Origin of the sequence: Fictibacillus nanhaiensis (assembly GCF_019801215.1) — a bacterium.
Classification (GTDB): Bacteria; Bacillota; Bacilli; order Bacillales; family Fictibacillaceae; genus Fictibacillus; species Fictibacillus nanhaiensis_C.
In genome coordinates this window covers 280121-302200 of record NZ_JAHVJO010000001.1, presented here as the reverse complement: position 1 = coordinate 302200, position 22080 = coordinate 280121, and the positions used below count along the sequence as shown (strand labels likewise).

Here is a 22080-nt window from a genome sequence, read left to right as displayed (position 1 = left end):
AACAGCACCTCATCTTAACGGGAACTTACAGGAATATAGATAATTTGCCCCTCAGATACATCTTCTTTTTGTATTTGGTTCATTCGCATCAGCGTATTTAATGAGACGTCATATCGCTCACAAATATGTTCTAGAGAATCTCCTCGTTGAAGGATATACATTCTCATTTTCGAAAAGCCATCTTCTTTTCCAGATAGCATCTTCGTTAGATACAAGGCATTTTCATCTTTTGGTTCATCATCATCACGTTCTTCCTGATGTTCTTCTGCTTCTTCATAATGCTGACTTTCTGGATTGTACCCATAATGCTGAGAATCATCTTCTGTCTGATGATCACTCTGAGCTTCATATGAAGGATCATCATTATAATTTTGATCTTCGTGCTGCTCTTCGTTAAAGGGGCGTTGAGCATAATTCTGAGGATGATAGCCTGCGTAATGATTTTCTTGCTGTTGATATGGATTATTGTATTCGTATGGTCTATTAGGCTGTTGATAGGGATGGTGATTTTGAAACCCTGGCGATTGATAGTTATACCCATTTTGCCCATCATAATTTTGAACAGATTGAGGCTCTTCATGCTCATAATCTTGAACAGTTTGAACATGCTCCTGATTTGAATACGATTCGTTTGGATGTTCAACATTTTCATCGGATTGTTCCTCGACAGGTTCATCAGCTGAGTAATCGTCTTCTTCTGTTTCGAGTTCACTTTCATTTCTAGTATCATCGTTTGAGAACGCCATGGATTTTAATGAATCAAACGTAGCTTCCATCGTATGATCATCCAACGCTTCATGATGTGCTTTAAACTCATAGGCTGTTTTCTTTTCAGAACGAACCTCTGCTGCCTCTTCATTAAAATTCGCATTCCAATCGTTCTGTTGTGGCTGAGCGGGTACTCCTCCGCTTTGACGCGCTTCAAACTGAAACGGTGTGAAAATTTCAGACTTTTCTTCTGTTTCTGCTGACCGATGTTCAGCAGCCAAAGTGTTCTCCGCTTCTTTTGGCATTTCAAAGGAGTGACTTTCCTGGCGTTGCTTCTCATCTTTTATTCCGTAGATACAGATAGATGCCGAAAGCTCAAAACAAGTGGAATTTGGAAGCTCGTATTCAAATGATTCTACTTCGACCTTTACTTGATTAGCGTCTTCTACCCTATAGGAGGGAATGGTAATGTCGACAGGGAATCGATGCACGAGTTCTGTTACTCCATCCTCAGTAACGTTCAACTGAGTAAGAGAGCGATAGGAACTTCCTTCAGATAAAGGATTTCCATCTACACTGTCGTTTCCGTCTTGGTTCTCTGTACAATATTTTCCTCTTAAAATAAGAGCTCCCTTGATATAAACCTGTCCGGCTACCTCATTGATGCTAATTTCAGGATCAAGTGACATCGACAAAACTTCAGCTACTTCCTGTCCTTTCTTAAGCCAAACAGACTCCTCAATGGAGAAACGCAGCTTTGATTGACTCATGCCCTTCTCCTCCTTTCAATTGCATATAGTTATACAATATAGGTGTATGAGAGAACAGGACGAAATATGATTCAGACTTACAATTCAACAAAATAAAAAGCATCCGCTATCAAGAGCGAATGCTTTAAAGGTATTTATTTTAATTGGGAAAATGCTTTTTTAAACGCATCTATTGTTTTATGAATATCATCTTCTGTATGAGCTGTCGATAAGAACAATCCTTCAAATTGAGATGGAGGCAGAGATATCCCTTCTTGAAGCATCGTTCGGAAACAAGAGCTAAAATGATCCAAGTTTGATAATTTTGCAGTTTCATAATTCTTGACATCCTCATTTGTAAAGAAGAAGCCAATCATACTTCCTGCACGATTAATCGTATGCTCAATTCCATAATGTTCGGCTGCCTCTGAAATTCCTGATGCTAATAGATCACCTAGCTTTTGAAAACCAGTATAGCTTTCCTTTGTTAACTGAGAAAGCGTAGCATAACCAGCTGCCATCGCTAATGGATTTCCAGATAATGTTCCTGCTTGATAAATCGGACCGCTTGGTGCGATCTGTTCCATGATTTCCCGTTTGCCTCCGTACGCTCCAACAGGGAGTCCACCGCCGATAACTTTTCCTAAACACGTCAAATCAGGTGTTACTCCAAAATATCCTTGTGCACAGTCGTAATCTACACGAAATCCTGTCATGACTTCATCAAATACTAATAACGATCCGTGCTGTTGTGTGATTTTGCGTAATCCTTCAAGAAATCCTTTTTGAGGGGGAACGACACCCATGTTCCCTGCTACAGGTTCAACAATAACACACGCGATATCTTCACCGAATTGATTGAATGCCACTTGCAGACTTTCAAGATCATTGTACGGAACAGTAATCGTATTTTGAGCAATACCTTCAGGGACACCTGGGGAATCAGGAAGTCCAAGTGTTGCAACACCAGATCCTGCTTTAATCAGCAAAGAATCTCCGTGTCCATGATAACAGCCTTCAAATTTTACAATCTTGCTTCTTCCTGTGTATCCTCTTGCTAACCGTAATGCACTCATCGTAGCTTCTGTTCCAGAGTTAACCATACGAACAACTTCGATTGATGGAACACGATCAATCACTAACTTTGCAAGCTTCGTCTCCATTTCATTAGGAGCACCGAAACTCGTCCCTCGCTCAGCCGTCTCTTTTAGTACTCTTACAACTTCATCATCAGCATGTCCTAGAATAAGAGGGCCCCATGAAAGCACGTAATCAATATATTCGTTGCCATCGATATCGTAAATCTTAGAACCTTTTCCACGCTCCATAAAAACGGGATCCATATTAACAGATTTAAACGCCCTTACTGGACTATTGACCCCGCCTGGCATGACTCTCTTTGCTTCATTAAATGCTTCAACGGACTTATCAAAGCTTCTCATACCAACACCCTTTCTTTTTTTATTTGTTAAGTTTAAGCCATCTTGCTGCATCTTTTGCAAAATAAGTAATAATTAAATCCGCGCCTGCTCGTTTCATCGAGATCAACTTTTCAAGTACGATACTTTTTTCATCGACCCAGCCATTAAGAGCTGCAGCCTTTATCATGGAATATTCCCCACTCACGTTATAAGCAACTAGTGGCAGCGGATATCGGTCTTTTAACTCTCGTATAATATCAAGATAGGAAAGTGCCGGTTTTACCATTAGGAAGTCTGCACCTTCTGCAATGTCCGATTCTGCCTCCCGAATAGCTTCGAGACGGTTTGCAGGGTCCATCTGATACGTTTTTCTATCACCAAACTGCGGTGTACTATGCGCTGCATCACGGAATGGTCCGTAAAAGGATGAGGCGTATTTAACAGCATAAGACATAATCGGAACGTCATAATAGCCTGCTTCGTCTAACCCATGTCTAATCGCTGCAACGAAACCATCCATCATGTTTGATGGTGCAATGATGTCAGCTCCAGCTTCTGCTTGAGAAACAGCTGTTCTTGCCAATAAAGAAAGTGTTTCATCGTTAAGAACTTCACCATTCTCAATAATTCCACAATGTCCGTGATCCGTAAACTGACAAAGACACGTATCTGCGATCACAGTTAAGTCAGGAGCGATATCTTTAATTTTCCGAATGGCTTCTTGTACAATTCCGTTATGATCGTAGGCAGAGCTTCCGCAGTCGTCTTTTTCATTCGGAACGCCAAACACGATAAGAGACTCTATTCCTAAACCTTCTATTTCTTTCACTTCTTCCTCTAATAAATCTAATGAGAGGTGATAAACACCGGGCATAGAAGGCACTTCTTTTTTTATATTTTCCCCTTCTACGAAAAATAAAGGATATATAAAATCTGAAACATGAAGATGTGTTTCACGAACAAGAGAACGCAAAGATGCAGTTTTTCTTAAACGACGATGACGCTGAAAATTCATATTAGCTTCCTCCTTGATGATAATAAGATCTAGCCATTTTAACCATAGCTTCAGCTGTATAGCACTCCGGCATGAGTACATGTCGGAATCCGGCGTCTAAAGCAGCTTTTTTCGTTGAAGGTCCGATACAAAATGCAGGAACCTCTAAGATGCTGCTTTTCATTTCATGTACATAGCCCTGCATCATAAATGATACCGCTGATGGACTTAAGAAAAAGTAACCGTCTGCTTTCTTCATTAAATTCCAATCCAAGTTTTCAGTTGGTCTCGTTTCATAGACAATTCGTTCTTCTACTTCAGCATAGCCCTCTAATTCCCTTTTAATAAAAGAGGGAGCAAGATTACCTTTTGGAAACAGCAATTTTTCTCCGGTTCTAACGTTTTGCTTTAACAACGCAACCAGTGCAGGAGCATCGTACCGTTCAGGAAACTGAATAGAGGAGATTCCCCATTCTTGAAGGGCATGTGCCGTTTTTTCCCCAACTGCAGCAAATTTATGATTCTTTAAAGACTTATTGCCATCCTTAAGCATCTTAAAAAAATAGTCAACACCATTTTTACTTGTAAAAATGATCCACGAAAAGCGTGATAGATCATTCATATAATAAGAAGATGCTGTCTCTGTAATCGTAACTACTGGAAAAGGAAGCGGATTTCCCCCTTCCTTTTTGATAAGGGTGAGGAGAGGTTCAGCCTGTTCAATAGGCCTTGTAACAAGTATCGTTTTACCTGTCAGGGGACCTTCTGCGGTATTCATTACAGATCAAGATCCTTTTTTACATCATCAAGAATATTTTTGGCCCCAAGCTGTTTTAATTCTTCAGCAAGTTCTACACCAACAGTATGTGGGTGATGCCCTGTTTTACTTTGCTTTAGTACCTTTTTTCCAGAAGGATCTGCTACTAGACCCGTCAAAGTTACCATGTCTTCGTTCAAAGTGGCATATGCTGCAATCGGAACTTGACAGCCTCCTTCAAGAGAATGTAAGAAAGCTCGTTCAGCTTTTACAGTTTGAAACGTATATTCATCATTTAAGGTTGCCAGAAGTTCTTTAACTTCCTCATCTTCGCTGCGGCATTCTATGGCAAGTGACCCTTGACCAACTGCAGGTAGACAGAGATCTATGTTTAAATACTCTGTAACTACATCCTTAGACCAACCCATTCGTTCTAAGCCTGCGGCTGCTAAGATGATAGCATCAAATTCCCCTGACTTGAGTTTCTCTAAACGGGTATCAATATTTCCTCGGATTGATTTTATAGATAAATCAGGACGGTTATTTAGAAGCTGTGCTGCTCTTCTTAAGGAACTTGTTCCCACAACAGCACCCTCAGGCAATTGTTCTAATGAATCATACTTTTCCGATATTAAAACGTCCCTCGGGTCTACTCTTTTTGGTGTACAAGCGATCTGAAGCCCATCAGGCAGAGACGAAGGCATATCCTTCATACTATGAACTGCTATATCAATCTCTTTATCTAACATCGCCTGTTCAATTTCTTTAACAAAAAGTCCTTTTCCACCAACTTTTGATAAAGTAACATCTAAAATCACATCGCCTTTTGTTACGATTTCTTTTACTTCAAAATCAAAAGGCAGTTTTGATTTTCTCAATTGGTCGATAACCCAGTTCGTTTGAGTTAGAGCCAGTTTACTTCTTCTAGAGCCTACTATTATTTTTCTCATTTATTAATCTCCTATCCTTTTACTACTTGTACCAAAGGTGAAATTCAGTAAATGTTGATGCCAAAAAGTAGTTAATGAGGACAACAAGGAATGCTGCCACATTCCATAAAGCAAGTGTCTTTCCTTGAACACCTCTAGCCACTTTTTGATATAGATACGTGCTGTATACAAGAAGCACGATAAACGATGAGATTACTTTAACATCCATTAGTGTAAAGTCATTTATTTTCCAGAATGCCCATATGACTCCTAAGATTAAACTAAGCAGCAGCAAAGGAACACCTATCGTGTTTAATCTGAATGATAATTTTTCCAAATGTGAAAGGCTTCCGAATCGCTGTAGGCGTTTGCTCCACTTTTTCTTTTTCAGCATGCTGTGTTGAAGCAAATACATGAACGAAAATATAAAAGACAGCGAAAACGCACCGTAAGAAATAAATGCCATCGTAATATGAATAATCAATAATTCAGAAATCAACTGCGTTTCAATAACAGCACTCGCTTGTCCTGTCGGTGCGAATAAATGAATCGAAACAAGCAGAAAACCGAGTACGTTCGTGAAAAAAACTAAAAAGTCCACTCGAAAAAAACGGCTCATTACGACGGAGAAGGTAACGAGTATCCATGCATAAAAAAACAAGCCTTCCGTCGGTGTTAGAATAGGGAACCGCTGATCTTTCAGCATCCGTAACACAAAAAAGACCGTTTGTAAGATCCAGACAATAGAAAGCAACCAGAAAGCAAATCGATTCGCTTTCCGGTTGTTTTGTAGAAAATCTATAAAATAGCCTGTGATGCTTAAGGCATATAAGACAATTGTGAGATCGTATATCCAATTCATTTTGCTCACACTCCATGAGCTCGAGGGAAACGAGAAATTTACGTTCTTGCGGTATACGGATTGACAGATTCTTCCGATAATGAAGGCGATCTATCTTCTCTGTATCCAGCAAGATCTGTTTCCAACTGCTTTTGTTTATCTATGAATTCATCTAAAGCAAAAATTTCTGTGAATAACTGTAACTGCTCGTCAGCACCAGGCTGTCCGGCCATTTCTTTCGCTCTTGTTACAGGATCGCGAAGGAGCTGGTTAACAATACTTTTTGTATGTTTGCTTAATATCTTTCTTTCGCGGTCTGTCAAATCTGGCAGCTTCCGTTCAATGCTTTGCATCGTCTCAGCTTGGATCGTTAAAGCCTTTTCACGCAGAGCAGAAATAAGAGGGACAACACCCAGCATTGAGATCCAAGACTGGAAAGAAACAATCTCTGCTTCAATCATGATTTCAATCTTTTCCGCTTCTTTTTTCCGTTCTGCTAAATTTGATTCAACAATTCCCTCTAAATCATCAATGTCATATAGAAAAACACTGTCAAGATCATGTAAAGAGGGATCTAAGTCTCTCGGGACTGCGATGTCGACCATAAACAACGGAAGCCCTTTTCTTTTCTTAATGGCGGGTGCAGCCATTTCTTTTGTAATGACAAAGTCAGTTGCTCCTGTTGATGAGATGACAATATCCGCTTTCACAAGTAGTCGCTCCAGCTGTTCAAAAGGGTAAGCGATTCCATGGAATTTTTCCGCGACTTCTTTTGCTTTCTCAAAAGTACGGTTGATTACTAGAACCTCATTCCCTCCACTGGCATGAAGATGTTTAGCAGTCAATTCTCCCATTTTTCCTGCTCCAACAATCAAGATCGTCTTGTTTTGAAGCCCGCCAAATATTTTTTTTGCAAGTTCAACAGCAGCATAGCTGACGGAAACTGCATTTTCGCCAATATCTGTTTCGGAATGGCATTTTTTCGCAAATGTAATGGCTTGTTTCATTAACTTATTAAAAATGGTACCTGTAGCCGAAAGTTTCTGTGACTCAAGAAAGCTGTCTTTCACTTGACCAAGTATTTGAGTCTCACCAATAACCATAGAATCTAATCCAGCTGTAACACGGAACAGATGCTCAACAGCGCTTTCTCCGTCTCTAAGACTTAAAAAAGGAGAAAGTTCTTCCTTTTCTATGTTAAACCAATCCGCTAAAAATGATTTAATATAGTATCTCCCTGTATGAAGCTGATCTGCCACTGCATAGATTTCTGTACGGTTACATGTTGAAACAATTACACATTCTAGAATACTTTTTTGCTTTCGGAGAGTTGAGATCGCATCAGACATCTCAGCAGGCTGAAACGAAACTTTTTCCCGGATTTCTACAGGAGCCGTTTTGTAATTAAGACCTACCACTAATATATGCATGCGATCACCTCCTTCTAATTATGTATGATTCTAAGTTCATTATAACATGGACAAAAACACGAATTGTCCGCATATTGTGAACAGAATTTAAACGTTTATGCTATGATAAGAGTAATACATATTTAACATATAGCAGTTTTAGGATTTCCTAAATGTTATAACTTTAGCACCATTATTTAAAATAACAAATTTCGACCGATTTAGCAAAGGTTCTACTTAATAATGGAGGAATTATGAAACAACAGAACAAATTTAGCGGTATTATCTTACTTGGTTTTGGTTTGTTTTTCTTCGCTATGAGGATGGACATCGCCCTGATGCAGCCTTATTTAACTTGGCCTACATTGGTAATCGTCATCGGTATCGCGCTTCTTATGCAAGCGGGTTCCGGAAAGGATCTCGTTAGTTTATTTTCGGGTGTGTTCCTCGTGGGTCTTGGCATACACTTCCATGCAATATCAAAAATTGCTTCATGGCCGAATCCACTGCAAATGATTACCCTACTAACCGGAATTGCCTTTTTGGTTCAATATAAAAAAGCGAAAGATGGACTCATTCCAGGTCTTCTTTTAACTTTATTATCACTGTGGTTTATCTTTTTTAACAGCAATACTCCTTCTATGCAAAATATCTTTGCTAAAGTTGAAGATTTTTGGCCAATTATACTCATGGTTTTAGGTGCATATCTTATATTCTTTCGAAAAAAATAAAAAAACAGCGTTCAATAATATGAACGCTGTTTTTTATTTGGCTATTTTCGCAAACTCTTGAAAGTTGTTGATCTCCGATGCTCGCTTTCACTTGCACTCCAATCAAATGACCAGAAGAGAATGAACAAAATGAGCCGAAAGCAACAATCCTTTTAGCAAAAAAACCTTTATTTAGATAGATATGAGTTTAAAACTCCCCATGCTTCATCTTTCCCGTGCCCTGTTTCAGATGAAAACAAGACAATCCTATCGTTCGGATCCATATTAAGCGTTTCTTTCACGATTTTTTTATGTTTGTCCCATTTTCCTTTTGGGATTTTATCACTTTTTGTAGCGACGATAATAACAGAAAGATTGTGATATTTAAGCCAGTCGTACATTAAACAATCTTCTTTTGAAGGCGGATGTCTGAGATCGACGAGTTGAACGACTGCTTTAAGCTGCTCACGTTCTACAAGATATTCTTCAATCATCTTACCCCAAGCTTCTCTTTCTGTTTTAGACACTTTTGCAAACCCATAGCCAGGGACATCCACAAAATAAAAACTTTCATTTAAAATATAAAAATTCAGTGTTTGCGTTTTTCCAGGTTTGGATGATGTGCGCGCTAAATTTTTACGATGAATCATTTTATTAATAAATGACGATTTTCCTACATTCGACCTTCCAGCCAGTGCAATTTCCGGAAGATTACCTTCCGGATACTGCTTTGGACCAACGGCCGATATAACGATTTCTGCTGTGTTTACCTTCACTTTTCATCACCTGCTAATGCTACTTTTAATACTTCATCAAGATGGGATACAAGGATAAAAGAAAGTCCTTCTTTTACGGTCTCAGGAATTTCTTCTATATCCTTTTCGTTTTCTTTTGGAAGTATGATTGTTTTAATACCCGCTCGATGAGCGCTTAATGATTTTTCTTTCAGACCGCCTATTGGCAATACACGGCCTCTTAATGTTATTTCTCCTGTCATTCCCACATCTCTTCTAACAGGACGCTTCGTTAAAGCCGATACAAGAGCTGTTGCAATCGTAATTCCAGCAGATGGCCCATCTTTTGGAGTCGCTCCTTCAGGGACGTGGATATGGATATCCGTCTTCTCGTAAAAGTCAGGAGCGATGCCTAGATCTTCTACTTTCGTACGTACATAGCTTAACGCTGCTTGTGCAGACTCTTTCATCACATCACCAAGTTTACCTGTTAAGATCAATTTCCCTTTTCCAGGTGAAAGAGCTACTTCAATAGAAAGCGTGTCACCGCCTGCTGTCGTATACGCAAGACCTGTAGCGGCACCAATCTGGTCTTCGAGTTCTGCTTGACCGTATCGGAAACGTGGTTTACCTAGAAACTCTTCAAGATTTTTTGCTGTAATAACCACTTTTTTCTTTTCAGTAGAAACGATTTGTTTAGCTGCTTTTCGGCAAAGTCCTGCAATTTGGCGTTCAAGGTTACGCACACCTGCTTCACGCGTATAATTGCGAACGAGCTTCAAGATACAATCGTCCTTAAACTGAATTTGACTTTTCTTAAGGCCATGCTCTTTTAATTGCTTCGGAATAAGATGATTGCGGGAAATGTGCAGTTTCTCCACTTCTGTATAACCTGCGATCGATATCACTTCCATTCGGTCTAAAAGTGGCCCAGGAATCGTTGAAAGTGAGTTTGCAGTCGTAACAAACATTACCTTTGACAAGTTGTATGCTTCTTCAATGTAATGATCACTAAATGTACTGTTCTGCTCAGGATCTAACACTTCAAGCATCGCAGATGATGGGTCTCCTCTAAAATCACTCGACATCTTATCAATCTCATCGAGTAAAAATACAGGATTTATCGTACCCGCTTTTTTCATCCCCTGAATTAATCGCCCTGGCATAGCTCCTACATATGTCCTTCTATGGCCTCTAATTTCCGCTTCATCTCTTACTCCACCTAGAGAAATTCTGACGAAGTTTCTTCCGATCGCCCTAGCAATAGAACGAGCTAGCGAAGTTTTACCAACACCTGGAGGCCCTACTAAACAAAGAATAGGTCCTTTTAAGGAATTCGTTAACTTTTGAACAGCCAAATATTCCAACACTCTGTCTTTTACTTTTTCAAGCCCATAATGATCTTCGTTTAAAACGGTCTCCGCGTGAGGAATATCCAAGTTATCTACCGTCTCTTGTTTCCAAGGTAGATTAACGAGCCATTCAATATACGTTCGAATCACTGAGCTTTCTGCAGAAGAATTAGGCATTTTTTCATAACGATCTAACTCTTTTTGAGCTAGTTCCAAGATGTGATCCGGCATATCAGAAGCTTCGATCCGCTCTTTAAGAGAGGTTACTTCGCCCATCTTGCCTTCTTTATCTCCCAGTTCCTTCTGTATGGCTTTCATCTGTTCACGCAAGTAATACTCTTTTTGCGTTTTTTCCATCGCCTTTTTAACACGCTGACCGATTTTCTTTTCTAACCCGAGTACTTCTTTTTCGTTGTTTAAAAGGGCTAGTAAATGTTCGAGTCTTTCTTTAATATCAAAAATTTCTAGAATTTTTTGTTTTTCTTTAATCTTAAGAGAAAGATGCGATGAAATGACATCAGCTAATCTTCCAGGCTCAGATATATCCTGTACAGACGCCAGCGTTTCAGGCGTAACTTTTTTAGACAGATTTATGTATTGTTCGAACTGCGCAAGCACTGCTCTCATTAGTGCTTCTGTTTCTGCTTTTTTCTCTTCCACATCTTCTGTAAGTTCTATTTCCACTTCAACATGTGTCTTTTCATCTTTAAAGGATGTAATTTTCCCACGTTGAATTCCTTCTACTAATACGCGTATCGTACCATTAGGCAACTTGAGCATTTGGTTGACTTTCGATAATGTCCCTACATCGTAAATTTCCTCTATTGCTGGGTCTTCAATCGAAACTTCTTTTTGGGTAGATAGAAAAATCATTTGGTCATCAAGCATTACTTTTTCTAGGGCTTGAATAGATTTCTCTCTTCCAACATCCAAATGAAGAACCATTGTTGGATAAACCAACAATCCGCGTAGAGGGAGGAGCGGAAGAACTCGTTTTTCCCCCATTAAAAACACCTCCGAAAACTGCTGTGTAATCATAATGTATATGCATAGTCTTTGTACAATTCTACCGATAATGCTTAACTTTGTCTAATGTAAGCTATTTGGCAAACTTTAATTAAATAAAAAAGAAACCCCTGCTTCTCCTTAAACTGAAGAAGGAGGGGAATTAAGGGCGGCAGATGCAGGTATTGATGCTTCTTCGCTCTCTTCTAAGAATACGTATTGAAACACTTCGGATAGTTTTTTCACCGGGATGATCTCGACATCTTCAATACTTTCAAATATCTTTTGGTTGTTCTCAAAAGGAATGAGTACCCGTTTTGCACCAGCGTCTTTTGCAGCCAATATTTTAGCCATTACGCCGCCTACTGGTTTAACTTTACCATGAATACTGATTTCTCCCGTCATCGCTACTTCGTGATCAACACGTATTTTATGGATGGCAGAATAGATGGAAGATGCGATAGCAATTCCAGCAGAAGGTCCATCCACTGGCCCTCCGCCAGGGAAGTTCACATGGATATCATACATGGATGCATCAACCCCCATGAAGCGAAGAACCGTAATTACGTTTTCAACCGATCCTTTTGCCATACTTTTTCTTCGGATGGATTTTGACTGATTTCCGATACTCTCTTCTTCAGCAATACCTGTAATGGTAATTGATCCTTGTTTTTTCGCTGGCAGTACCGTCGTCTCGATCTCAAGCAACGCACCGCTCGTTGGTCCGTAGACAGCTAATCCGTTCACGAGTCCGATCTTCGGTTTGTTTCCGATTTTTCGTTCTGGTCGAGGCGCCATGCGACTTGAATGGGTCACCCACTCTACGTCGCCTTTTGTAATCGTGCTTCGTTGTTCGGTAATCGCTAATCCAGCCGCAATCTGAACCATATTCACAGCTTCACGGCCATTTTTTGCGTATTGTGCCATATATTTTAAAGACTCATCATCAATTCCCAGCTGTATCTTATCCGCAGCCCGTTTAGCGATCAGCTCAATTTCAGCAGGCTGTAACTCTCTGAAGAAGACTTCAAGACACCTTGAACGAATCGCTGGCGGAATCTCATCGGGCATACGAGTAGTCGCTCCGATCATACGAAAGTCTGCCGGAAGTCCATTTTGGAATATATCATGGATATGATGTGGAATATTTGCATTTTCCTCAGAATAATAAGCACTTTCGAGAAATACTTTCCGATCTTCCAACACTTTTAAGAGTTTATTCATTTGTATAGGGTGAAGCTCACCAATCTCATCAATAAATAAAACTCCACCATGCGCATTCGTCACCGCACCCTGCTTAGGCTGCGGAATCCCTGCCTGACCCATCGCACCAGCTCCTTGGTAGATAGGATCATGAACAGAACCTATTAACGGATCCGCGATTCCCCGTTCATCAAAACGAGCAGTTGTTGCATCCAACTCAACGAATATGGCAGTTGATCGAAATGGAGATGTTTTATTTCTTTTTGCTTCTTCCAATACTAAGCGAGCTGCCGCTGTCTTACCGACCCCTGGAGGACCATACACAATAACATGCTGCGGGTTTGGACCACATAATGCTGCTTTCAATGCTTTTATACCGTCTTCTTGACCGATAATATCTTCAAATTTACCAGGCCGTACCCGTTCAGACAAAGGCTCTGATAACGAAATCGATCGAAGTTTCCTTAAATGCTCCATCTCTTTTCTTGACTCTTTATCCACACTTACTTTTTGTGAACGTTGGTTCTTTAGTAAGTTCCAAAAATATAATCCGATTACAATCCCAAAAAACAATTGAATGATTAACGCTATCCCTGTCCAGTTCATGGTTTTCCTCCCGATACTTATGTAGTGATACCCATAGTATCTCCCTGGAGGTGATGACCTAAACGAAATAAATGTCAAAAAGAATTTTGGTAATTCGGAAGTAAGAAGAACATAAAGATACCGAAACTAAAGATAGAGTTCTTCGTTATCAATCAAAAAAAAACCAGCATATGCTGGTTTTTTAAGCACTCTCTTTAGGTGTTTCTTTTGATTGCTCAATAACTGTACCATCTTCAAGCTCTAAAGTTGGAGGTACTTTATCAGAAATCGTTTCTTTAGTAACCACACATTTTGCAACATCTTCACGAGAAGGAAGCTCGAACATCACATCAAGCATTACACCTTCAATGATAGAACGAAGACCACGTGCACCCGTTTTACGTTCGATCGCTTGTGCAGAAATTTCACGAAGTGCTTCATCTGTAAACTCGAGTTCAACTCCATCAATATCTAATAACTTTTGATATTGTTTAACAAGAGCATTTTTAGGTTTAGTTAAGATTTCGATCAGTGCATCTTCATCTAAAGGATTTAGGTTAGAAATTACCGGTAAACGTCCGATAAATTCTGGAATTAATCCAAATCGAAGCAAGTCTTCAGGAAGTACTTTAGATAAGTATTCGCCCGCCTTCAACTCTGCTTGTTTAGAGTCGGAACTAAATCCAATAACCTTTTTGCCTAGACGGCGTTTAATGATTTGTTCGATACCATCAAATGCTCCACCACAAATAAATAGAATATTCGTCGTGTCGATTTGAATAAACTCCTGATGCGGATGCTTTCTTCCACCTTGAGGAGGAACGCTAGCTACAGTACCCTCTAGTATTTTAAGAAGGGCTTGCTGAACGCCTTCACCGGAAACATCTCGAGTTATGGAAGGATTTTCAGATTTACGTGCGATCTTATCAATTTCATCAATGTAGATGATTCCTTTTTCCGCTTTTTCTACATCATAATCAGCTGATTGAATGAGCTTTAGCAAAATATTTTCTACGTCTTCACCAACATAACCTGCTTCTGTTAGTGATGTAGCATCAGCAATTGCGAAAGGCACATTTAAAATACGAGCCAAAGTTTGCGCAAGAAGAGTTTTACCGCTTCCTGTCGGTCCAATCATTGCGATATTACTCTTTGCAAGTTCAACTTCATCCGATTTTTGTGACGAATTAATTCGCTTATAATGATTATAAACCGCAACAGATAAAGACTTTTTAGCTTGATCCTGTCCAATAACATACTCATCAAGGATCTTACGGATTTCTACTGGTTTTGGTACTTCTTTTAATTCTACATCCTCTTCTGTACCAAGTTCTTCTTCTACGATTTCTGTACAAAGTTCGATACATTCATCACAGATATATACACCTGGTCCAGCAACCAGTTTTCTTACTTGATCTTGTGTCTTACCACAGAAAGAACACTTCAATTGCCCTTTTTCATCATTAAATTTAAACAATGATATCACCCCTAAAACAATAATATGGATGAAACGCTTGACCTGTTTTCATAAATTTAAAAGCAGGCACTTTTTGATTTATTTCTACTATTTAAGCATTCCGTTGATTATGATATGGATTGTATCATACTTCCATAATAAAACGGAAATAAAAACCCTTATTCAATATGTATGGTATGGCTCTATATAAGTATGAACAATCCTGCGTGTTTTAAAACCTATTTTTCAAAGAGCAGGAGAATTTACCTAAATAATGTTATGTATTGCAAAACAAGGCACGATAAATAAGGATCGCGCCTTGTTTCTATTTGTTCTGATTCAATTAGAAATGATTAAGCCGTTTTGCTATTTTCTAGAAGGAAATCAATTGCTTTGCGTACTTTTAAGTCAGCAGCAACTGCATCGTTTCCACCTTGCATAGCAAGCATTTGCTTGATTTGTTCAACATCCATCTTGTACATTTCTGACATTTTTGCCAGTTCTGCATCAATCTCTTCTTCTGAAACTTGAATGTTTTCAGCTTCAACGATTGCTTCAAGAACTAGATTAGTGCGAACACGTTTGCCAGCATCTTCTTTCATCTGTTCACGAAGCGCTTCTTCGCTTGTTCCAGAGAACTGATAGTATAGGTCTAGGTTCATACCTTGCATTTGAAGACGTTGACCGAACTCTTGCACCATGCGGTCTAGCTCAGTATTAACCATCGCTTCTGGAATATCGATTTCTGCATTTTCAGAAGCTTTTTCGATAACCGTTTCGCGTGACTTGTTTTCAGCTTCTTGCTTCTTGCTTTCTTCAAGCTTTGCACGAAGGTCCTTCTTTAAGTCTTCAAGTGTTTCAGCATCGCCTTCAGCTTCTTTAGCAAACTCATCATTTAGTTCTGGAAGCTGTTTAGACTTGATGTCATGAATTTTAACTTTAAATACAGCAGGCTTTCCAGCTAACTCTTCAGCATGGTACTCTTCAGGGAAAGTTACGTTAACGTCCTTTTCCGCTCCTGCTTTTTCACCTACAAGCTGCTCTTCAAAACCTGGAATGAATGAACCTGATCCGATTTCTAGGGAATAGTTTTCCGCTTTTCCGCCTTCAAAAGGTTCTCCATCTACAAAGCCTTCAAAATCGATGTTTACTGTATCGCCGTTCTCAATTGCACCATCTTCTTTAACAACAAGTTCAGCTTGCTGTTCTTGTAAAGAAGTAAGTTCGTTTTGAACATCTTCATCTGTTACTTCTGTTTCAACTTTCTCAACTTCGAGACCTTTGTAATCACCAAGTTTTACTTCTGGCTTAACAATGACTTTAGCTGTGAAAACAAGGTTGCTTCCTTGTTCCATTTTTTCAATATCTACTTCTGGACGGTCAACAGGTTCGATTCCTGCTTCTGTAACCGCGTCACCATATGCTTTTGGCAATAAAATATCCAAAGCATCTTGGTAAAGAGACTCTACACCAAAACGTTGTTCAAAAAGTCTACGCGGCATTTTCCCTTTACGGAATCCTGGTACGTTAACTGTTTTTACAACCTTTTTAAAAGCTTGATCTAGAGCTGTATCTACTTCAGAAGCCTCAACCTCTACCGTTAAGACACCTTGATTACCTTCTAACTTTTCCCATTTAGCACTCATTAAATGTTCCCTCCAACATCGGTATTTCCATAACTATCATATAGATTACAACCATTCCATTATAGCATAGACATTGTGTATTTCAACAAGTTACAACACTTTCTGTTAACTCTGCAAATAAAATCTTTCCAATTCGACTAGAAGCTTTACCGCTTTTTGCAATTCTTCTTCTTCATTTTCCATTTCTTCTTCAATTCCACATAGTATGGATGCGGCTAATACAGAAGCTTCATACCATAACAGTTTATTTTCAGGCTTTGGCGAAAAAGGATAAAGAGCAAGCGTGTAATCCTTCCATACAGCAAGTGCAATGTCTAGTAATGAAGGGTTTTCTTGTTCGAGCTCGTCTTGGATTAACGTTTTTACTTCCTTATAAAAAGGATGTTCGTTTAATTCTGTAAGTTTAGCTATGTCGATTTCATCGGTCTGTCCATATTTTTCAATTTTAACGATTTTATTTATTTGGTTTTCTTTAAAATATTGAAGAATAAGACTCTTTACAGCAGGATGCTTTTTCTCATCTACTAAGAAAGATTCAAACATCGGAACGGTTATTTCAGGTCCCAGCCGTTTTAACTGTTGAACCGCAATCCACTGCGAGTCTGCTTTCTCACTTGACAGCATCTCTTTTAAAGCTAGAAAATCCGGATTAGGATTAGTCGTTGATTCCGGATCTTTTTTAACTTCTGGAACTCCCTCCTGTTCGATTACTTTTCTGCTGAATTGAAGGAGTTGGTAAAACGATTCAGCTTTGTCAGCAGGAATCTTCTGCTCTTCTAAGACTGCTTCAATTACGGAGACTACCGTTATGTATTCAGATAACTGTACTAAGATGCTTAAATAAATCTGAAGAACATCGTAATATTCCCCGATTCCTTCTTTGAGCATCCGGTCGCATCTCATTTTTGCTTCATGTAATCTTCCTAACTCAACCAAACTTAATACTAGCCCAAGGTTGCCTTGTGAATGCAAAGGATCAGAATGAAGCAATTGTTCAAAACAAGAGAGGGATTCATCGTATTTTTTGTTTTTTAATGAATCCATACCTTTTTCCAGAAGCCGTCCATTTAAATTAGGAAACCGAATGATATTGTTTTTGTTGCTCTTATCGTTTGTCATCACAACTCTCCGCTTCCGTTAATGTTTGACTAAAGAATAGCAGGTTCGTGAGGGGAACTCAAGACAGCCTAATTGCCATGTGCTCTATCAAGCGGAAATGAATATCTTTTCTAAGTGAAATAAACCTATTGTCTTAACAGATTTTCTTTATCACATAAAAAGTGGTCGACATCACATAAAAAACATCTATCATCACATAAAAAATGACTGCCATCACATAAAAATGGCACGTCATCATATAAAAAAATTTCCGTTACATGAAGAGACAGTACCCTTAAGAAAAACCCTTAAAGAAGAAAGATTCTTCTTTAAGGGCATTTTGACCTAACTTATTCTCTTCAAATTCAGCTTATCTGCCATCCCCTTGTACAAGGACCACTTTACAGGATCGACATTTCCTCCACTTACAATAATCCCTGTTTTTTGATCAAGTACAAGGTGGCTGTAAAACAGGACTGCCGCAAGACTTGCTGCGCCTGCTCCCTCCACGACCACTTTTTCTCGTTCAAGCATAAACATCATGGCGTATGCGATTTGTTCTTCAGTAACAGTGACCATTTCATCTACATATTTTGAAATCAAAGGAACCGTAATCTCTCCAGGTTTAACAACCGCGATCCCATCCGCAATCGAACTGCAGCGAGATAATGATTTTTTAGAAGTACCTGTGAAGGCTTGAAATACAGCACTGGCGTTAACAGATTGCACACCGACTACTCTCACGTCTGGTCTTACTGATTTCACTGCCAAAGCGATGCCTGCTAATAGCCCTCCACCTCCGACAGGTACGACAATCGTTTTTAGTTCTGGGTTTTGCTGAAGCATTTCTAGCGCAACAGTACTTTGCCCTGCAATCACGTCATAATCGTCAAATGGATGAACAAATACACCCTCGTTCATCGCTTTTTCTCTTTTAGCGGCTTCATATGCTGCTTGATAATTGTCACCTTCTAAGACAATATTTGCGCCATATGATTTTACTGCTTCGATCTTGGAAAGTGGTGCATTTTCCGGCATAAAGATTTTTGATTTGATGCCACGCAGTGAACAGGAAAGTGCCAATCCTTGTGCATGGTTGCCTGCTGAAGCAGCAATAACACCTCTCGCACATTCTATTTCATTTAGTGTTGAAATCTTATAATAAGCTCCTCTTAGTTTGAAAGAGCCCGTTTTCTGCATGTTCTCAAGCTTCATATACACCTTTCCACCCGTCCACTTGTTTAACGTTGTGGATTGTTTGAGCGGTGTACGGTGCGCAATCTTAGACACTTCCTCCATCGCGTGGAATAAACGTTCCCCTGTGATTGTTAAATTCCCATTGTCCGTTCACAATCCTCTCATCTTCATATTTTTTTATGTTCGCTTCCTGTTGAAGGGTTACAGATATTTCATCCCATCCGTTCAGAAGCATCTTCTTCCAATACGGGTCAAAATCAAAACGGAATATTTCTCCGTCCGCTTTCGCCACAAACTGTTCTTTCAAATCTACTTTCAGATTTTCAATAACCTGTTTTGAAGAATCTTTACCAAGCTGTTGAATTTCATTTTGCGATAGCCTGATCGGCAATATTCCATTTTTTACACAGTTGTTAAAAAATATATCAGCAAAACTTTCTGCGATAATTACTTGAAAACCATAGTCCTTTAGTGCCCATGGTGCATGCTCTCTTGACGAACCGCACCCGAAGTTTTTACCTGTAACTAAGATGGAAGCTCCTTTTGTTTCTTCTTGATTTAATTCAAAAGCCGCGTCTTCCCTCCCATCAGGGAGGTATCTCCAGTCATAAAACAAAAATTCACCGTATCCTGCTTTATCAATTTTTTTTAAAAATTGCTTTGGGATGATTTGATCGGTATCTACATGATTGCGGTCAAGGACTGCCGCACTACCAGAATGTGATTTAAACCCCGGCATAACGGTTCACCTCCAGTTGCTGATCAGAGAGGAGAGAACGAACATCTGTAAATTTACCTTTCAAAGCAGCGGCAGCGGCCATAATTGGACTAACTAAGTGCGTTCTGGCCCCTTTTCCCTGCCTGCCGGCAAAATTTCGGTTTGAAGTGGATGCACATCTTTCACCTTCTGGAACGATATCATCATTCATCCCTAGGCACATCGAACACCCTGATTCACGCCATTGAAATCCTGCATCCAAAAAGATCTTATGCAAGCCAAGTTTCTCTGCTTCTCTTTTAACCGACTGTGAACCGGGTACAACGATTGCATGAACATCTGGGTGAACTTTCGAACCCTCTACTACTTTAGAAGCTTCGATTAAATCACTGAGTCTTGAGTTTGTACAAGACCCGATAAATACATGTTGAACAGATATCTCATCTATTCTTTCATTGCCTTTAAAACCCATATAAGTGAGAGCATTATGCAAAGATTGTTTTTCTTCGCTAGAGGATGAAGGATTCTCTGCTGGTATGTGTCCACTGACCGGAAGACACATAGACGGAGTCGTACCCCATGTGACCATCGGTTCGATCTCTGAAGCATTGATTTCGATGGTATGATCAAACGTTGCTTCCGGCTCACTTGCAAGCTTACTCCAGCTCTCACATTTCTGTTTAAAATCTTGATTTTTCGGGGCAAAGCGCTTACCGGCAATATATTCATAAGAAATATCATCAGGAGAGATAACCGATGCTTTAGCACCTGCCTCAATTGACATATTACAAAGTGTCATTCTTTCTTCCATTGAGAAACTTCGGACTGTACTTCCAGAAAACTCGATGATATATCCGGTGCCCACATTGGTTCCATACTTTGCAATAAACCATAAAATCACATCTTTTGCTGTGACGCCAAAACCTAATTCCCCTTCAATTCTGACGTTCATCTGTTTCGGTTTATTCTGCCATAGAGTTTGAGTAGCAAGTACATGCTCCACTTCACTCGTGCCGATTCCAAATGCCAGTGCTCCAAAAGCGCCATGTGTGGATGTGTGGCTGTCTCCACACACGATCGTTTTACCTGGCAGAGTCAATCCCAGTTCAGGTCCAATAACGTGAACGATTCCTTGCTGTTCAGAATTTAGTCCTTCGAGCTGGATACCAAATTCTTCACAGTTTTTTTCAAGTGTTTCTACCTGCAAGCGGGATGTCTCATCTTTTATATTGAAACGGTCTACTGTCGGGATGTTATGATCCATCGTGGCAAAACATAAATCCGGTCTTCTAACTGTTCTGTCTTTTTCTCTTAATCCAGCAAACGCTTGAGGCGATGTCACTTCATGAATTAAATGCAGATCAATGTAAAGAAGGTCTGGTTTATTTTCTTCTTTTACAACAACATGGCTATCCCAAAGTTTATCTATTATTGTTTTACTCAAAGAAATTCCTCCTTACACATAAACCTCTAGAAGTGTTGCGCTTGTTGAATCCTCAAGCATTCTAAAATGTATTTGATTAACCATTTCTTTTGTCGTAACGAGAGTGCCCGTTCCATCATAAATATCCTGTGTGCGATAACCCGCTTGAAGAGTTTCAAACACAGCCAATTCTACAGCTGTCGCTTCTTTTTCTAATCCAAAGGAATGGCGAAGCATCATCCCAACACTTAGAATCATTCCAATAGGATTTGCTTTTCCCGTTCCTGCAATATCAGGTGCTGAACCATGGATCGGTTCATAAAGGCCTGGACCGTTCTCACTAAGAGAAGCAGAAGGCATCATGCCTAGGGATCCGGTAATTACAGAAGCTTCATCAGACAAAATATCTCCGAACATGTTTTCCGTAACGATTACATCGAAACTTGAAGGATCACTTATCATTCTCATAGCAGCATAGTCTACCAGCACGTGCTCTGTTTCTACATTTGGAAATTTTTTCGCCGTTTCTTCAACGATCTCTCTCCACAACTTGCTTGTTTCAAGAACGTTTGCTTTATCGACAGATGTTACTTTCCTTCTTCTCTTAGCAGCCAGTTGATACGCTTTTTCTACGATCCTCGTAATTTCTTCTCGTGTATAAGATAATGTATCAACTGCCCCGCCCACGTTCCTAGTCTTTGGTTCCGAGAAATAAATTCCGCCTGTTAGTTCTCTAACAAAAACAAAATCCGCTCCTTTTACCCTGCTCGATTTAAGAGGAGATAGATGTTCAAGACCAGGAAAGACTTGAACAGGTCTTACGTTCGCATAAACATTTAATGCTTTTCTTAATGCTAATAACCCCTGTTCTGGACGGACATTCCCTTTATCCCATTTCGGACCGCCGACTGCTCCTAGCAGAACAGCATCACTTCCTTTACAGAATTCCAATGTGTCGTTCGGCAAAGGTGTCCCTTCCTGGTCAATAGCAGCACCACCAAATACTTTAACAGTTGTATCAAATTGATGATTAAACCTCGTTCCTACACCTTCCAGCACTTGTAAGGCACTCTTGACCACTTCTGGTCCGATACCGTCACCAGGCAAAACTGCTATCTTCTTCTTCATCTAACATCCCTCCTAAA

18 protein-coding genes are annotated in these 22080 nt (G+C 39.6%); 1 reads left to right on the top strand and 17 read right to left on the bottom strand.

Translation table 11 applies throughout. The annotated features are described in order from the left end of the window. Positions 1–14 precede the first annotated feature (14 nt). The 7 genes from KUV80_RS01480 to hemA all read right to left on the bottom strand — a co-directional run bounded on the left by KUV80_RS01480 (position 15) and on the right by hemA (position 7829). The gene (locus tag KUV80_RS01480; RefSeq protein WP_222460920.1) at positions 15–1478 is read right to left on the bottom strand and encodes a LysM peptidoglycan-binding domain-containing protein; all 1464 of its coding nucleotides are present in this window, start codon (positions 1476–1478) and stop codon (positions 15–17) included. Positions 1479–1612: 134 nt separating this feature from the next. Further along, the gene (hemL, locus tag KUV80_RS01475) at positions 1613–2899 is read right to left on the bottom strand and encodes a glutamate-1-semialdehyde 2,1-aminomutase (protein ID WP_222460919.1); all 1287 of its coding nucleotides are present in this window, start codon (positions 2897–2899) and stop codon (positions 1613–1615) included. A 19-nt stretch (positions 2900–2918) separates the two neighbouring features. After that, positions 2919–3893, bottom strand: a complete 975-nt coding sequence (gene hemB, locus KUV80_RS01470) for a porphobilinogen synthase (RefSeq protein WP_222460918.1) — start codon at positions 3891–3893, stop codon at positions 2919–2921. Position 3894: 1 nt separating this feature from the next. Then, positions 3895–4650, bottom strand: a complete 756-nt coding sequence (locus KUV80_RS01465; RefSeq protein ID WP_222460917.1) for a uroporphyrinogen-III synthase — start codon at positions 4648–4650, stop codon at positions 3895–3897. Next, positions 4650–5579 (bottom strand): hydroxymethylbilane synthase, encoded by a 930-nt coding sequence (gene hemC, locus KUV80_RS01460; RefSeq protein WP_222460916.1) that lies wholly within the window; start codon positions 5577–5579, stop codon positions 4650–4652. Before hemC ends, KUV80_RS01465 begins: the two co-directional genes overlap by 1 nt. A gap of 22 nt (positions 5580–5601) precedes the next feature. Next, a complete protein-coding gene (locus tag KUV80_RS01455) occupies positions 5602–6420 on the bottom strand; it encodes a cytochrome C assembly family protein (RefSeq protein WP_222460915.1) in 819 nt (272 codons plus the stop codon). Between the two features lie 38 nt (positions 6421–6458). Further along, positions 6459–7829 carry a glutamyl-tRNA reductase gene (gene hemA, locus KUV80_RS01450; protein WP_222460914.1) on the bottom strand — a complete coding sequence of 457 codons (1371 nt, stop codon included), beginning with the start codon at positions 7827–7829 and terminating at the stop codon, positions 6459–6461. Between the two features lie 233 nt (positions 7830–8062). Here hemA and KUV80_RS01445 point away from each other — a divergent pair, with 233 nt between their 5' ends. Continuing rightward, positions 8063–8539: a LiaI-LiaF-like domain-containing protein gene (locus KUV80_RS01445; RefSeq protein WP_222460913.1), complete on the top strand. Its 477-nt coding sequence runs from the start codon at positions 8063–8065 to the stop codon at positions 8537–8539. 167 nt (positions 8540–8706) lie between these two features. Here the strand turns inward: KUV80_RS01445 and yihA are convergent, their stop codons facing one another. From yihA to leuB, 10 genes are all read right to left on the bottom strand, one after another. Further along, the gene (gene yihA / locus KUV80_RS01440) at positions 8707–9294 is read right to left on the bottom strand and encodes a ribosome biogenesis GTP-binding protein YihA/YsxC (RefSeq protein WP_222460912.1); all 588 of its coding nucleotides are present in this window, start codon (positions 9292–9294) and stop codon (positions 8707–8709) included. After that, on the bottom strand, positions 9291–11609 hold the full coding sequence (lon, locus tag KUV80_RS01435) for an endopeptidase La (protein ID WP_222460911.1): 2319 nt from the start codon (positions 11607–11609) through the stop codon (positions 9291–9293). Before lon ends, yihA begins: the two co-directional genes overlap by 4 nt. Before the next feature lie 141 nt (positions 11610–11750). Next, positions 11751–13418, bottom strand: a complete 1668-nt coding sequence (gene lonB / locus KUV80_RS01430; RefSeq protein ID WP_222460910.1) for an ATP-dependent protease LonB — start codon at positions 13416–13418, stop codon at positions 11751–11753. A 181-nt stretch (positions 13419–13599) separates the two neighbouring features. After that, a complete protein-coding gene (gene clpX / locus KUV80_RS01425) occupies positions 13600–14874 on the bottom strand; it encodes an ATP-dependent protease ATP-binding subunit ClpX (protein ID WP_222460909.1) in 1275 nt (424 codons plus the stop codon). A gap of 332 nt (positions 14875–15206) precedes the next feature. Next, positions 15207–16499, bottom strand: a complete 1293-nt coding sequence (gene tig, locus KUV80_RS01420; protein WP_222460908.1) for a trigger factor — start codon at positions 16497–16499, stop codon at positions 15207–15209. Positions 16500–16604: 105 nt separating this feature from the next. Continuing rightward, positions 16605–17618 carry a hypothetical protein gene (locus tag KUV80_RS01415; RefSeq protein ID WP_222460907.1) on the bottom strand — a complete coding sequence of 338 codons (1014 nt, stop codon included), beginning with the start codon at positions 17616–17618 and terminating at the stop codon, positions 16605–16607. Positions 17619–17942: 324 nt separating this feature from the next. Next, positions 17943–18896 carry a threonine ammonia-lyase gene (gene ilvA / locus KUV80_RS01410; RefSeq protein ID WP_222460906.1) on the bottom strand — a complete coding sequence of 318 codons (954 nt, stop codon included), beginning with the start codon at positions 18894–18896 and terminating at the stop codon, positions 17943–17945. Beyond that, the gene (gene leuD, locus KUV80_RS01405) at positions 18880–19533 is read right to left on the bottom strand and encodes a 3-isopropylmalate dehydratase small subunit (protein WP_222460905.1); all 654 of its coding nucleotides are present in this window, start codon (positions 19531–19533) and stop codon (positions 18880–18882) included. Before leuD ends, ilvA begins: the two co-directional genes overlap by 17 nt. Continuing rightward, positions 19520–20956 (bottom strand): 3-isopropylmalate dehydratase large subunit, encoded by a 1437-nt coding sequence (gene leuC / locus KUV80_RS01400; protein ID WP_222460904.1) that lies wholly within the window; start codon positions 20954–20956, stop codon positions 19520–19522. The genes leuD and leuC overlap by 14 nt, the downstream gene beginning before the upstream one ends. Positions 20957–20968: 12 nt before the next feature. Then, the gene (leuB, locus tag KUV80_RS01395; RefSeq protein ID WP_222460903.1) at positions 20969–22063 is read right to left on the bottom strand and encodes a 3-isopropylmalate dehydrogenase; all 1095 of its coding nucleotides are present in this window, start codon (positions 22061–22063) and stop codon (positions 20969–20971) included. Positions 22064–22080: the final 17 nt, after the last annotated feature.

Coding starts and splice junctions, on each gene's coding strand:
- KUV80_RS01480 (WP_222460920.1), bottom strand. CDS start 1,478: ATGAGTCAATCAAAGCTGCGTTTCTCCATTGAGGAGTCTGTTTGGCTT.
- hemL (WP_222460919.1), bottom strand. CDS start 2,899: ATGAGAAGCTTTGATAAGTCCGTTGAAGCATTTAATGAAGCAAAGAGA.
- hemB (WP_222460918.1), bottom strand. CDS start 3,893: ATGAATTTTCAGCGTCATCGTCGTTTAAGAAAAACTGCATCTTTGCGT.
- KUV80_RS01465 (WP_222460917.1), bottom strand. CDS start 4,650: ATGAATACCGCAGAAGGTCCCCTGACAGGTAAAACGATACTTGTTACA.
- hemC (WP_222460916.1), bottom strand. CDS start 5,579: ATGAGAAAAATAATAGTAGGCTCTAGAAGAAGTAAACTGGCTCTAACT.
- KUV80_RS01455 (WP_222460915.1), bottom strand. CDS start 6,420: ATGAATTGGATATACGATCTCACAATTGTCTTATATGCCTTAAGCATC.
- hemA (WP_222460914.1), bottom strand. CDS start 7,829: ATGCATATATTAGTGGTAGGTCTTAATTACAAAACGGCTCCTGTAGAA.
- KUV80_RS01445 (WP_222460913.1), top strand. CDS start 8,063: ATGAAACAACAGAACAAATTTAGCGGTATTATCTTACTTGGTTTTGGT.
- lon (WP_222460911.1), bottom strand. CDS start 11,609: ATGGGGGAAAAACGAGTTCTTCCGCTCCTCCCTCTACGCGGATTGTTG.
- lonB (WP_222460910.1), bottom strand. CDS start 13,418: ATGAACTGGACAGGGATAGCGTTAATCATTCAATTGTTTTTTGGGATT.
- tig (WP_222460908.1), bottom strand. CDS start 16,499: ATGAGTGCTAAATGGGAAAAGTTAGAAGGTAATCAAGGTGTCTTAACG.
- KUV80_RS01415 (WP_222460907.1), bottom strand. CDS start 17,618: ATGACAAACGATAAGAGCAACAAAAACAATATCATTCGGTTTCCTAAT.
- ilvA (WP_222460906.1), bottom strand. CDS start 18,896: ATGGAGGAAGTGTCTAAGATTGCGCACCGTACACCGCTCAAACAATCC.
- leuD (WP_222460905.1), bottom strand. CDS start 19,533: ATGCCGGGGTTTAAATCACATTCTGGTAGTGCGGCAGTCCTTGACCGC.
- leuB (WP_222460903.1), bottom strand. CDS start 22,063: ATGAAGAAGAAGATAGCAGTTTTGCCTGGTGACGGTATCGGACCAGAA.